At 74.3% G+C, this 12,544-nt stretch carries 12 protein-coding genes and 1 pseudogene; 7 read left to right on the forward strand and 6 right to left on the reverse strand.

Annotated features, from left to right (window positions below; genetic code table 11):
• The 5 genes from FHX81_RS33475 to FHX81_RS33495 form a co-directional block, all read right to left on the reverse strand.
• Positions 1-2,436: an NACHT domain-containing protein gene (locus FHX81_RS33475; protein WP_141982522.1), complete on the reverse strand. Its 2,436-nt coding sequence runs from the start codon at positions 2,434-2,436 to the stop codon at positions 1-3.
• A 13-nt stretch (positions 2,437-2,449) separates the two neighbouring features.
• Entirely contained in the window at positions 2,450-3,190 is a 741-nt protein-coding gene (locus FHX81_RS33480; protein ID WP_246108096.1) for an alpha/beta fold hydrolase, read from the reverse strand.
• A gap of 87 nt (positions 3,191-3,277) precedes the next feature.
• The gene (locus FHX81_RS33485) at positions 3,278-4,195 is read right to left on the reverse strand and encodes a sensor histidine kinase (RefSeq protein ID WP_211363626.1); all 918 of its coding nucleotides are present in this window, start codon (positions 4,193-4,195) and stop codon (positions 3,278-3,280) included.
• Between the two features lie 94 nt (positions 4,196-4,289).
• On the reverse strand, positions 4,290-4,775 hold the full coding sequence (locus FHX81_RS33490) for a GNAT family N-acetyltransferase (protein ID WP_141982524.1): 486 nt from the start codon (positions 4,773-4,775) through the stop codon (positions 4,290-4,292).
• A gap of 10 nt (positions 4,776-4,785) precedes the next feature.
• Positions 4,786-5,157, reverse strand: a complete 372-nt coding sequence (locus tag FHX81_RS33495) for an SRPBCC family protein (RefSeq protein WP_141982525.1) — start codon at positions 5,155-5,157, stop codon at positions 4,786-4,788.
• 51 nt (positions 5,158-5,208) lie between these two features.
• On the opposite strand from FHX81_RS33495, the gene FHX81_RS33500 reads away from it, so the two are divergent.
• The gene (locus FHX81_RS33500) at positions 5,209-5,442 is read left to right on the forward strand and encodes a hypothetical protein (RefSeq protein WP_141982526.1); all 234 of its coding nucleotides are present in this window, start codon (positions 5,209-5,211) and stop codon (positions 5,440-5,442) included.
• Positions 5,443-5,476: 34 nt separating this feature from the next.
• Here FHX81_RS33500 and FHX81_RS33505 read toward each other — a convergent pair whose 3' ends face one another.
• Positions 5,477-6,271: an SDR family NAD(P)-dependent oxidoreductase gene (locus FHX81_RS33505; RefSeq protein ID WP_141982527.1), complete on the reverse strand. Its 795-nt coding sequence runs from the start codon at positions 6,269-6,271 to the stop codon at positions 5,477-5,479.
• Between the two features lie 99 nt (positions 6,272-6,370).
• Here FHX81_RS33505 and FHX81_RS33510 point away from each other — a divergent pair, with 99 nt between their 5' ends.
• From FHX81_RS33510 to FHX81_RS43155, 6 genes and pseudogenes are all read left to right on the forward strand, one after another.
• Positions 6,371-7,327 (forward strand): Ppx/GppA phosphatase family protein, encoded by a 957-nt coding sequence (locus tag FHX81_RS33510; protein WP_141982528.1) that lies wholly within the window; start codon positions 6,371-6,373, stop codon positions 7,325-7,327.
• Positions 7,299-7,910, forward strand: coding sequence for an STAS domain-containing protein (locus FHX81_RS42705; RefSeq protein ID WP_281291761.1), 612 nt, complete (start codon positions 7,299-7,301; stop codon positions 7,908-7,910). The genes FHX81_RS33510 and FHX81_RS42705 overlap by 29 nt, the downstream gene beginning before the upstream one ends.
• Before the next feature lie 6 nt (positions 7,911-7,916).
• The gene (locus tag FHX81_RS33520; protein ID WP_141982529.1) at positions 7,917-8,357 is read left to right on the forward strand and encodes a DUF4383 domain-containing protein; all 441 of its coding nucleotides are present in this window, start codon (positions 7,917-7,919) and stop codon (positions 8,355-8,357) included.
• Entirely contained in the window at positions 8,341-9,012 is a 672-nt protein-coding gene (locus tag FHX81_RS33525; RefSeq protein ID WP_211363627.1) for a hypothetical protein, read from the forward strand. Before FHX81_RS33520 ends, FHX81_RS33525 begins: the two co-directional genes overlap by 17 nt.
• Before the next feature lie 181 nt (positions 9,013-9,193).
• Positions 9,194-10,744: a S8 family serine peptidase gene (locus FHX81_RS33530; protein WP_246108097.1), complete on the forward strand. Its 1,551-nt coding sequence runs from the start codon at positions 9,194-9,196 to the stop codon at positions 10,742-10,744.
• Positions 10,745-11,289: 545 nt separating this feature from the next.
• Positions 11,290-11,703: pseudogene (locus FHX81_RS43155) on the forward strand (AfsR/SARP family transcriptional regulator); the annotation flags it as partial.
• Positions 11,704-12,544 lie beyond the last annotated feature (841 nt).

The following is a 12,544-nucleotide window of genomic DNA, read 5'->3' on the forward strand; positions in this document are numbered from 1 at the left end:
TTAGCCAGACCTCATCACCCGCAAACCGGCCGAGCGCGCGAACCGGGCCAGCGCCCGTTCCAGGTCCGGGTGCTGGTCGGAGGTCGTGCCGAGCGGCCAGATCAGCAGCCAGCCGTCGTCGCCGGCGGGCCGGATCCTCGCCCTGGTGCGCACGCGCAGGCCGTAGGCGTCCTCCGCGACGCGCCGGACCTCCAGCCGGCCCACCTCGCGGGCGGTGAACTCGCGCGACCGACCGTGCCACGAGACGACCAGCCGGTCCGGCTCCACGCGCAGCCGGTTGGGCCGCCACGGCACGCCGCGCGCGTGCCAGTGCACCGCCGCGACGCCCGCGACGAAGATCAACGGCGCCACCCACACCGGGACGAACAACCGGGGCATCGTGCTCAGCGCCAGGAACGCCGCCGTCGCCGCCGTGCCGGCGACCGTCAGCACCGCCCACGTCGGCGACACCGCGTTCGCCTGCCGGAACAGCACCTCGCTGCCCCGGACCGGCACGGTGGTCAGCGCGCGTTCCGGCGCGGGCGCCACCGTGGCCAGCCGGTCGCGCAGCCGCACGTGCCGGAACTGGTAGACGCCGCCGACCCGGCGCAGCACACCCGCCCGGTGGGCGTCGCGCAAGAACGCCATCGCCGCCCACGGCAGGCGGCCGGTCAGCGCCAGGCCGACCCGGGCCACCGCCCACCGGCCGGACGCGCTGACCAGCAGCGCCACCGCGCCGCACCCGGCCCACGAGCCCACCATGAACACCGCGCCCAGCAGCAGTTGCACCGCCACCGGCTTGCCCGCGTGCAGCGTGGGCAGGTACATCAGCGTGCCGACCTGCGGCGCGACGAACAGCAGTGCCGCGTGCACCGCCTTGCGGTCACCGCGCAGCAGCTCGTCCGGGTCGACGGCGCGGTCCGCGTCGACCGGTGACATCAGCACCGACTTGCCCAGGCCGAGCAGCAGGGCCAGCGGCAGGAGGAACCAGCCGAAGCCGTCGCCGACGGAGGCCAGCGGCAGGCCGATGAACGCCGTGCCGCCGACCAGGCCGGCCGCGGTGAGCGCCGCCCGCCGCGGCCGGTGCCGCGCCTCCCCGACCAGCGCCCGGACGCGCCTGCGCCACGCCAGGCCGCCCGACCTGCCGGTGGGCGCCCGGCCGTCGGCGGTCAGCGGGCCCGAGGTGAGCTCCACGAACGACCACACGACCGCGCCGATCGGGAAGCCGAGGGCGGTCGCGATCCAGCCCAGCCGCTCCGGGTCGGTGAAGTTGAGGTCCGCGAGCACGATCGCCGCGACCACCACCCCGCCGACCAGCGAGGCCAGGGCGAGGAGCGCGACCCGCGCCGGACGCGCCCGGCCCAGCCGCCACCAGGCGATGTCCTGCTCGCGGTGAGCGGTCAGGTGGTCGGCCAGGAACCGCAGGTAGCGGGTGGCCCGGTCGACCTCCCACCGGCCGCGGTCGTCGTCGAACGCGGCCGGGACCAGCCCGTCCAGCAGGTGCGCCTCGACGGCGGCGCGGTGGGGCAGGCCGAGCAGTTCGGCGGGGTCGGCGGCGGGGGAGCGGTAGACGCGGCGGGCCAGCCACACGGCCAGCGGCGTGGACAGCGCGGCGGCCAGGTCGCCGTCCGGCCGGCTCTCCAGCTCGGCCACCACCGGCCGCCACGCCGGCAACCGGTCCGGTGTGACGGCCGTGCGCAGGTGCGCGACCACGGCGGACGCGGTGAGCGGGGCGGCACGCAGCACCGCCGCCGACCGCAGCACACCGCCGCCCGCGACGGCCGCCGAGTACTCCGCGGCCCGGCAGGTGACGATCACCTCGCCGAAGCCCTGGTGGATCGCCGCCAGCGCCCGGCCGCGCACCGGAGCGGGCAGTTCGTCCAACCCGTCCAGCACCGGCAGCACGCGCCGGTCGCGCACCAGCCGTTCGACCGCGGCCCGGCCGTGCGTGACGTGCAGGCCGGGGTACTCCTCGGTGATCCGGCGCAGCAGCCACTCGGCGGGCCGCTCGCGGACCGGGTCCCACGACGCGACCGACAGCAGCACCGGCACCGACTGGTCCGCGCGCAACCCCACCAGGAGCTGCTGCGCCAGCAGCATGGCGAACGTGGTCTTGCCCGAACCCGGCTCGCCCAGCACCACCAGCCGGCCGCGGGGCAGCGCGCGGAACGCCTCGGCCAGCCGGACCAGGTCGTCGCCCTCGGGGACGGCGGCGCCGACGTTCTCCGGGTGGTCGGCGTCCGCGCGGCCCGCCCGCCACCGCACGGGGAGCGGCGCGGGGTCGAACAGGTCGCGCGCGGCCGACTCGTCGCGCCACTGCGCCAGCACCAACCCGGCCAGCTCCGCCGCCGCGAGGTCGACCGGCCCGGCCGCGGCCGGCAGGTGGACGTGCACGTCGCCGTGCACGTCCCGGGCCTGCAACACGAACCAGGCCGTGCCGTCGAAGCTGTTGCGCATCCGACGGCGCGGGTCAGCCGCGGGCGGGCACGGCGTCCAGGAACTCCTCGATCAGCCGGACCCACTCGGTCGGCGCCTCGACGGCGGGGGAGTGGCCGCTGTCCAGCTCCGCCCACCGCGCGCCCGGGATCAGGTCGGCCAGCTCGCGCGTGGTGCCCGGCGCGATCAGCCGGTCGTGCTTCGCGCCGATCACCAGCGTCGGCACGTCCAGCGACGGCAGCTCGGCGCGCAGGTCGATGCGCTGCACCAGGTCCACCTGCTCGGGTGTGCCCGCCGGGATGGTGAGCGCGATCAGCTCCAGGAAGCCCTCGGTCTGCTCGGCGGTCATCCGCCGCAGGAACGGCTCGCCCAGCGCGATGGACATGAGGAAGCGGGCCAGCTCGGCGCGGTCGCCGTCGACCAGCCGCCGCCACTGCCGCATCCGTTCCCGGGTCTCGTCGTCGATGCGGGCGAAGCCGGTGGTGAGCACCAGGGCCGTCACCCGCTCCGGGTACCGCTGCGCCGCGCGCACGGCCACCGCGCAGCCCATCGAGTAGCCGACGACCGCGAACCGCTCCTCGCCCTCGGCGGCCGCCACCAGCCGATCGGCCAGGTCGTCGAGCTCCAGCGCACCGGTCGCGCGCGGGGTGGAGCCGGAGCCGGGGAAGTCGACCGCGTGCACCTTCCGGTTGCGCGACAGCCGCGGGATGAGGGGGCTGAAGTTGGCGCGGACCGTGCCACCGGCCCCGTGGGCGAGCAGAAGTGCGGGAGTCACGCGCCCGATTCTGCCGGTCGGAGGTGGTGCGCCGCCGCTGTTTTCGGGTTGTGGTTGATCACGATGACGCCGGCGGGGGGTGCGGCGTCACCCGACGTAGACGCGGATCGACGTGCCGTCGTCGCGGGTGTGCACGCGGACCAGGTCGCACAGCAGGTTCACCAGCATCACGCCGTACCCGCCGCGCGGGCTCACGCCCGGGTTGCGCCTGCCCACCATGGGGTTCGCGAGCCGCCCCGCGTCACGCACCTCGCACACCACCGCGTCGCCTTCGCGCCACAGCAGCAGCGTGCCGACGCCACCACCGTGCACCACGCTGTTGGTGGTCAGCTCGTTGACCGCGAGCACCAGGTCCTCCACCTGGTCGGCGGTCAGGCCCACGTCGGCGGCGAAACCGGCCACCAGCCGGCGGGTCGTGCCCAGGCCGTCCAGGTCGAACCGGCGGGTCAGCGCGTCCGGCGGCGGCACGGGCAGCGGCCGGTTGAACTCCTCGGCGACCAGGAACGGCTCCCGGTAGCCGGCGCTCGGCCTGCGCTGCTGCCCCTCGACCACGACCGGGTGCGTGGACTCCGCGTCCCGCACCGCCTCCGGCGTGAGGTTCGCCGCGTCGTACGGGCACAGGACCCAGGCGGGCCGGTCCTCGAACGCGGTGTTCACCAGCGCCTCGTGCTGCACGCACGCCGGGTACTCGAGCGCGGTGCGCTCGGGCCAGAGCGGCTCGCCGACGATCCGCACCCGGCCGGTGGCGGCGTTGTTGTCGGTGAACGCGGCCAGCACGCCCGGGATGATCCGGCCCGGGTTGCGCCCGGCGCGCCGCATGTCCAGGAACTCGACCTGCTCGGCCTGCCCGCCCAGGGCGCGGCGCAGCAGGTCGATGCCGCGCTGCGGCACGGCCACCAGCACCGGCTCGCCCGCGGCGAGGCCGTCGCGCACGAACGGCACTGTTCCCGCGAGGTACTGCTCGTCGTCGCGGTACAGCAGTGCCTCGTGCACGAAGTCGACCACCTTGGGGGACCTCCGAACGGGTCGCGGACGGGGAAGGCTGCCCGACCAGTATCGCGCGCCCCGACGTCGCGACCGGAACCGCGCCCGAACACCGTTACGGGAGTGGCCTCCGCAGGCAGACGCGGGTCGCCGGGTCCAGACCGCGGGCGGCCTCGCCCGCGACGACGGCCGCGAGACCCGGCGGGAGGTCCGTTACCCCGAGGAACCCGAGCCGCCGGTAGTAGGGCTCGTTCCAGGGGATGTCGCGGAACGTGGTCAAGGTCAGCGCGTCCAGCCCGCGCGTCGCGGCCCAGCGCTCGACGTGGTCGAGCAGTGCCGCCCCGATCCCCCGCCGGGCGTGGTGGGGGTGCACGCAGACCTGCTCGACGTGCGCCGCGCCGTCGACCTCCTCGACGGCGGCCCAGGCCACCGGGTGCGGGTCGGCGGCCACCCAGACGCGCAGGTGGGCGAGGGTGCTCAGCGGCATCGGGTCGTCGTCGGCGATCTCCGGCATGCCGAAGTCGCGGAACACCTCGCCCGAGGCGCGCTCGATCGGGGGCAGCAGCGGCAGCTCGTCGGGCCGGGCGGTGCGGATCTCCACCGGCGCATGATCAGCCGGCGGTGAGGTTCTGCTCAACCTCGTTCGCGAGCGCTTCGAGCATGCGTGACGGCAGCTGCTCGTCGGGGCAGTCGTCCACGCGCAGCTCGGCGACGCTGCCCGCAACGCCGGCCAGGGAGACCCGCAGCTCCCCGCGGCAGCCGCGGCCGGCGAGCGGCGACCAGGTCAGCAGCAGCCGGTCGTAGTCGGCGGCCAGGCTCACCTGGTGCGGGCCGTCGTGCGCGCGCAGGATCAGCACGTCGTCCGAGCGGCCGACCACCCGGTAGGGGTCGGGGAGCCACGAGGCCAGGCGCGCCGGGTCGGCGGCGGCGTTGAAGACCAGGTCGGGCAGGGCGGGGACGTCTCGTCTCGCGTGGATGGTCACGGCGTCACGGTTACCCCGTTCGAGCAACCGCACACGGGGTAACCAGCGGCCATGACGGCAGCACGCGAACCGGAACCGGTGCAGGAGCAGGTCGACGCGATCGACGCCATCGAGTCGGAGCCGGAGGAGGTGGTCGACCCCGACGAGGTGGCGGAGGAGGCGCCGATCGACCCGACGCCGCAGGAGGTGGACGAGTACCGGTCGTTGATCGGGGACGAGGTGGCGGAGGACGGCGCGGGGGCCGTGGGCCACGGGCGTCGGGGGCCGCGGATCCCGGAGTTCTGAGCGGGAGGCCCGGCCGCGCGACCCCCGCGGCCCGTCAGCCCGAGCCCGGTTCGGTCATCCCGCGCATCGCCCTGGCCTTCACCGGGTCGGGCAGCACCCGGCCCGCGACGGCTTGGGCCTTGTTGCGCAGCGAACCGGCCACCACGTGGTCGTCGCCGGCCATCAACGCCTCGAACCCGGCCTGCGCGACGTCCGCCGGGTCGTCCTTCGGCCCGGTCGCCACCTTGGTGTCGGTCATGCCCGCCCGGCGGAAGAAGTCGGTGTCCGTCGGACCCGGCATCAGCGCCGTCACGGTGACCCCGCTGTCGCGCAGTTCCTCCCGCAACGCTTGCGAGAACGACGCCAGGAACGCCTTCGACGCCGCGTACACCGAGTGGAACGGCCCCGGCGCGGTCGCCGCCACCGACGACGTGAACAGCACCCGCCCGGCACCGCGTTCCACCATCGCGGGCACCAGCCGCTTCGCCAGGTGCACCGCCGAGGAGATGTTGAGGTCCACCACCCGCAGGTGGCTGCGCAGGTCGCTGTCGTCGACGAAGTCGCCGCCGATGCCGACCCCGGCGTTGACCGCCAGCGCGTCCACCGGCCGACCCACTTCCCCGACCACCGCGACCAGGTCCTCGTTGCCCTCGAACGTGGCGAGGTCCGCCCGCACCGGGTCGACCCGCGCCCCGCCGGCGGCCAGCTCCCGCGCCACGTCGTGCACCGCGTCGTTCTCCGCCGCCACCACCAGGTCGAACCCGTGCTCGACGAACACCTTCGCCAGCTCGAGCCCGATTCCGCTGGACGCGCCGGTCACCACCGCCAACGGCCGCTCAGTAGCACTCATGGTCGTGAACTACCCGGAGTGGGATCACCCAATCCGGTTTCACCCGATGCGTTCCCGGGCACCCCTCCCGGTACCTCTCCTCGTGAATGGCGGTGACGCGTGTCCGGACGAGCCGGTCAGGTCGGTGTGCTCGACGTCGGCTGCTACAGCGCGCACCTCGTCGTCGTCTCGGGCTCCCCGCTCAACCCGGTCGTCTCGCACAAGACCCGGCTCCGCCTCGACCAGGCCCTCGACCGGCGCAACCGACTCCGCCCGGAAGGCGTCGAGCAGGTTGTGACCGCTGTCCGCACCGCCCACCGCATCGCCGAACGCGCCGGCGTGTCCGGCATCGTGCCGTTCGCGACCTCCGTCATCCGCGACGCGCCGAACGCCGACGAGGTCATCGCCGAGGTCGCCCGACGCACCGGCACGCGCTTGCGGGTGCTGCCGGGCAAGGAGGAAGCCCGCCTGGCCTACCGGGCGGCGCGGCAGTGGTTCGGCTGGCACGTCGGCCCGCTGCTGGTGCTCGACGTCGGCGGCGGCACGGTGGAGCTCGCGGCCGGGCAGGACGTCGAGCCGTCGTTCACGCGGTCGCTGCCGCTCGGCGCGCGGACCATGACCCGGCGGCTGGGGCTGCACCGAACCGCGGTCCGCGACCACGGCGGCCTGGCCCGGGAGCAGGTGCAGGTGCACGACCGGGTGGTGGCGGCGTTGGCGGGCACGTCCGTCGCCGACCACCGGGCCGTCGGCTGCTCGAAGGTCTTCCAGCAGTTGGCGCGGTTGGCCGGGGCGCGACCGCAGCACGAGGGGCCGTTCGTGCCGCGCGCGCTGCGCCTGGCCGACCTGCGCGGCTGGATACCCCGGCTGGCCCGGATGCCCGCGCCCCGGCGCGCCCGGTTGCCCGGCATCTCCCGGCACCGCGCGGAGCAGTCGTTGGCGGGTGCGCTGGTGGCGGAGGCGTTGATGGTGGCCACCGGGCACGACGAGGTGGAGATATGCCCGTGGTCGACCAGGGAGGGGTTGCTGCTCTCCCTGATCGGGACGGGCGATGACGACGAGTACTGCCGGGTGGCGTGAAGGGGTCGGGATGCTGGCGCTGTCGGTCGAAGCCCACCGGACGGGGTGCGCGGTGGTCGTGGCGACCGGGGAGTTGGACCTGGCGGGAGCGCGCCGGGTGCTGGACCGGATGGACCGCCTGGTGAGCGAGGGACGTGACCGGATCGTGCTCGACATGTCCGGGGTGGCGTTCTGCGGCGCGCAGGCGATGAGCGCGTTGGTGCGGACGCGGGCCCGGGCGCAGCGGGCCGGCGGGTGGTTGCGGCTGGCGGCCGTGCCGCCGCACGTGCGGCGGGTGTTCGAGCGGACGGACCTGGACCGGTTGTTCCCCCGGTACCCGGATGTGGCGTCGGCGGCGTCGGGGCGGGCGGTGCCGGCGTCGGTGTCCGGGTCCGGGTCGGGGTCGGGTGGGGAGCAGCATGGGGTCGGTGCTGGTGCTGGTGCTGGTGCCGGGGTAGGGAGCGCGAGCGCGGTGTCGTCGGGGCGGCGGGTGTCGCGTCGCGGGGCGGGGGAGCGCGGGGCCGGTTCGGGTGGTGCCGGTTCGCCCGCTGTTTCGGGTGGTGATCGCGGGGTAGCCGAGGAGCCACCGTCCCAGGCGAGGTGATTCCCGATGAGTGCGACCACGCGGCTGCCGCACCCGGTTCGCGGTGCGGCGATGGCGGTCGCGGTCGTGTTCCTGCTCGTGGGCGTGCTCGGGTTCGTGCCCGGCCTCACCGCCCACCTCGACCGGATCGCGTTCGCCGGTCCGGAGTCGGGCGCGCATCTGCTCGGCGTGTTCCACGTGTCCGTGCTGCACAACCTGGTGCACCTGCTGTTCGGCGCGGTCGGCCTGGCGATGGCGCGCACGGCGTCGACCGCGCGGGCGTTCCTGATCGGCGGCGGCGCGGTCTACCTGGTGCTGTGGCTGTACGGGCTGGTCGTCGACAAGGCGAGCGCGGCGAACTTCGTGCCGGTCAACGCCGCCGACGACTGGCTGCACCTCGGCCTCGGCGTCGGCATGATCGGCCTCGGCCTCGCGCTCAAGGGCAACCCCCATGCCCGCAGTGCCTGACGCCGTGGAGGCCGTCTTCCGCGCGCTGGCCGGCGCGCGGGACGCCAAGGCCTTCCACCCGCGCGGCCGGTGGTTCGAGGGCGAGCTGACCACGACGTTCGACCCGGCGTTGCCGTTGCCGGTCGGCGAGGTGGAGGTCTGCGGGCGGCTGTCCAAGGGTGTGGGCACGCCGGGCGGGCTGCCCGACGTGCTCGGGTTGGCGTTCCGGCTGCCGGGACCGTGGGACGTGCTGCTGTCCACGTCCAGGTCGCGGGTGGTGCCGTGGCCCGCCCGGACGTGGACCACCGGCCGGTACGGCAGCATCACCCCGTTCCGCTGGCGCGACCGGTTGGTGTGGTTGGCCGCCGTCCCCGATGCGCACCGGACGCGGTCGGCGGCGTTGGCCGACCTGCCGGCCGAACCGGCGTTCACGCTGGAGGTCGGGCCCCCGTGGCGACCGGTCGGCAGGCTGGTGACCCGTCCGCTGGACGTCGACCGCGACCTGCCCGCCCTCGACCCGGTGCTGAACCGGCCGGAGGGCTTGGAGCTGGCTCCGGCGGTGCTGGCGCGGATCAGGGAGAGCGCCTACCGGGGCAGTCGACGCGGCCGATCGCCCGATCCGGTGACTGCTCCGGACGCATGGTCGGCCGTTGGGCCGGGTAGTCGAAAGCCGTGATGAAGTCGTCGCTCTCCGGATCGGCGGGCGTCGCTCGTCACCGGAAGGTCGGTCCCGCGTGGCCGCCTGTCGTCGTCAACACCACTGCTGGGCGGCCCAGTGGAACGGAGAACGACCGATGCGACACGATCGCTCGACCCACCGACGGGTCGTCACGGCCTGCTTGGCGACGACTGCCCTGATGGTCGGCGGAGCCGGCTACGGTCACGGAGCGGGGTGGCGAGCCGAGGGCGACATCCTGGGCGTGGGTCAGCCGGGCGCGGTGGAGGGCAGTTACCTCGTCGCGCTGCGCGAGGACACGGTGAGCCTGGAGCAGACGCCTGCCGTCGCCGCGGCGTTGGCGGAGAAGTACGGCGGCGAGGTCACGCTGACCTACACGGCGGTGCTGCGCGGTTTCGCGGCGGCGATGAGCGAGGAGCGGGCGCGCGAGCTGGCCGCCGACCCGGCGGTGGCGTACGTCGAGCAGGACGGCGTCGCGCAGGCCACGGACACCCAGCAGAACCCGACCTGGGGCCTGGACCGGGTGGACCAGAAGAACCTGCCGCTGGACAAGAAGTACGACTACAAGGCCACCGGCGCGGGCGTGACCGCGTACGTGGTCGACACCGGTCTCCACAAGGAGCACGCGGACTTCGGCGGTCGGGCCGCCGACGGGCACGACTTCATCGACAACGACGCCGTCGCGCAGGACTGCCACGGCCACGGCACGCACGTCGCGGGCACCATCGGCTCGACCACGTACGGCGTGGCCAAGGGCGTGCAGCTGGTCGGCGTGCGGGTGCTCAACTGCCAGGGTTCCGGGCAGTGGTCGCAGATCGTCGGCGGCCTGGACTGGGTGGCCAAGAACGCGGCCAAGCCGGCGGTGGCCAACATGAGCCTGGGTGGTTCGGCCAACACGACCGTGGACGATGCGGTGAAGAGGCTGGTGGCGGCCGGGGTGACGGTGGCGGTGGCGTCCGGCAACGACGCCCGGGACGCGTGCAACACCTCGCCCGCGCGGACGCCCGAGGCGATCACGGTCAACGCGACCGACAGCTCGGACAACCGGGCCACGTTCTCCAACTTCGGGCGTTGCACGGACATCTTCGCGCCTGGCGCGAACATCACGTCGACGTGGAACAACGGTGGGGAGCGCGCGCTCAACGGCACGTCTATGGCGACGCCGCACGTGGCGGGGGCGGCGGCGTTGTACCTGAGCGCGAAGCCGGCCGGTGGAAGCGGCGGAGCCGGGGGAGTCGTCGGCACGGCGGCCACGCCGGCGGATGTGGTGCAGGCGTTGACGGAGAACGCCACGCCGGACGTGGTCGGGAACGCCGGGGCGAACACGCCGAACAAGTTGCTGTACACCGGGTTCATCGGCAGTGGCAACCCGGACCCGCCGGCGTGCGCCGGTGGCTCGAACGGGGACGACGTGGCGATCCCGGATGCCGGTGAAGCGGTGACGTCGGAGATCGTCGTGTCCGATTGCGACGGTCAGGGGACGGCGGCGACGTCGGTGAAGGTCGACATCGTGCACCCGTACACGGCGGATCTGGCGGTTGACCTGATCGGGCCGAGCGGCGCGGTGTTCGTGCTGCGGGCGTCGGGTGGTGAGAATTCGTCGGACGGGATCCACGAGACGTTCAAGGTGGATACGTCCAAGGAGAAGAAGAACGGGTCGTGGAAGTTGCGGGTGAAGGACGTGTACACGTACGACACCGGGAAGGTGGATGCGTGGTCGATCGCGTTCTGAGGTGAGGGCACGGCTCAGGCCCGGCGGGGAAGAGGGTCCCGCCGGGCCTGCCGGTTCCGTCCGGCCCGGCGGGACCCGAACCCCTGTCACCTCGGGCCCCGGTGGGGCGGCGGCGGGTCCGCGGTGGGGTGGCGGCCGGTCAGTGGCGGTGGGGGCCGGGGCGGGTTCGTCGTGGGGTGGGCCTGGTCGAGGGTGCCGGAACAGGACAGGGGCCGCTTCCGGACGGCTCGGGGTTGGGCCGTTCGCGGTATACCGATTTGGTGCGATTCGGGGTGCTGGGGCCGGTGGTGGCGTGGCGTGGAGGGGACGCCGTGCCGGTTGGCGGTGTGCGTGAGCGGTATGTGTTGGGGGTGTTGTTGGTGGAGGCCGATCGGGTGGTGGCGGCGGAGAGGTTGATCGGGGAGTTGTGGGTTCGGCCGCCCAGGTCGGCGCGGGCGCAGTTGCACAACCTGGTCAGCAGGTTGCGCGGTCGGGTGGGGGAGGGGGTGATCGTGACCCGGCCGACCGGGTACCAGTTGTCGACGCGGGGTGTCGAGGTGGACTTGGTGGAGTTCCGCTCGTTGGCCGAGCAGGGGCGGCGGGCGGCGGGGGGTGGGGAGCACCGGGTGGCGGAGGAGGCGTTCGGTGCGGCGTTGGGGTTGTGGCGGGGGGAGGCGTTGGCGGATGTGGACGAGGAGTGGGCGGGGGCGGTGCGGGCGGTGTTGCGGGAGGAGCGGGTGGCGGTGCAGGAGGGGCGGTTGGCGGCGTGGTTGGCCTTGGAGCGGTACGACGAGGTGTTGGCGGGGGTGGCGCCGCTGATCGAGGAGCACCCGTACCGGGAGCGGTTGTACGAGGTGCGGATGGTGGCGTTGGTCGGGGTGGGGCGGCAGGCCGAGGCGTTGGAGGTGTACCGGCAGGCGTACCGGAGGTTGGACGAGGACCTCGGGGTGACGCCGGGGGTGGCGTTGCGTGAGCTGGAGCGGCAGGTGTTGCGGGGCGAGGTGCCGGTGGGGCGGCGCTCCGCGGCGATGGTGGTGCCGCGGCAGTTGCCACCGGAGACGGCGGTGTTGGCGGGGCGGGGGGAGATGCGCGCGGAGGTCGTGGCGGGTCTGCGCGGGGACGGGCCCGGGTTGGCGGTGTTGGTGGGGCCCGGTGGGGTCGGCAAGACGGCGTTGGCGGTGTCGGTGGCGCACCACCTGGCGCGGCGCTTCCCGGACGGGCAGTTGTTCGCCACGTTGCGCGGGTCGCACCGGGATCAGGCCGATCCGCACGTGGTGGTGGGGCGGTTCCTGCGGGCGCTCGGCGCGGAGGTGCCCGAGGACCCGGAGGAGCGGGTGGCCCTCTACCGCAGCACGGTGGCGGACCGGGCGGTGCTGGTGGTGTTGGACGACGCGGCGGCCGAGGCGCAGGTGAGGACGCTGTTACCCGGTGGGTCGTCGTGCGCGACGGTGGTCACGTCGCGTCGTCAGCTCGGTGCGCTGGTCGGTGCGGCGCGGTGGACGTTGCCGGCGTTGGCCGACGAGGACTCGGTGGAGTTGTTGGCGCGGACCGCCGGTGTGGAGCGGGTGGCGGCGGAACCCGAGGCGGCGCGGGGTGTCGTGGCGCTGTGCGGGAACCTGCCGTTGGCCGTGTGCGTCGCGGGCGGGCGGCTCGCCGTGCACTCGACGTGGCGGATCGCGGAGTTCCGGGACCGGTTGGCGGAGGAGCGGCGGCGGCTGGACGAGTTGTCGTTGGGGGACCTGGACGTGCGGGCGGTCATCGCGGCCAGTTACCGGTTGCTCGACCCGCCGGCGCGGGTGTTGTTGCGGCGGCTCGGGTTGT

The sequence above is a fragment of the Saccharothrix saharensis genome (assembly GCF_006716745.1).
Lineage (GTDB): Bacteria > Actinomycetota > Actinomycetes > Mycobacteriales > Pseudonocardiaceae > Actinosynnema > Actinosynnema saharense.

What these genes read in the sequence shown, in the direction of transcription:
- FHX81_RS33475 (WP_141982522.1), bottom strand. Translation starts at nt 2,436, where the DNA reads ATGCGCAACAGCTTCGACGGCACGGCCTGGTTCGTGTTGCAGGCCCGG.
- FHX81_RS33500 (WP_141982526.1), top strand. Translation starts at nt 5,209, where the DNA reads ATGACGGCAGCACGCGAACCGGAACCGGTGCAGGAGCAGGTCGACGCG.
- FHX81_RS33505 (WP_141982527.1), bottom strand. Translation starts at nt 6,271, where the DNA reads ATGAGTGCTACTGAGCGGCCGTTGGCGGTGGTGACCGGCGCGTCCAGC.
- FHX81_RS42705 (WP_281291761.1), top strand. Translation starts at nt 7,299, where the DNA reads ATGACGACGAGTACTGCCGGGTGGCGTGAAGGGGTCGGGATGCTGGCG.
- FHX81_RS33520 (WP_141982529.1), top strand. Translation starts at nt 7,917, where the DNA reads ATGAGTGCGACCACGCGGCTGCCGCACCCGGTTCGCGGTGCGGCGATG.
- FHX81_RS33525 (WP_211363627.1), top strand. Translation starts at nt 8,341, where the DNA reads ATGCCCGCAGTGCCTGACGCCGTGGAGGCCGTCTTCCGCGCGCTGGCC.
- FHX81_RS33530 (WP_246108097.1), top strand. Translation starts at nt 9,194, where the DNA reads ATGGTCGGCGGAGCCGGCTACGGTCACGGAGCGGGGTGGCGAGCCGAG.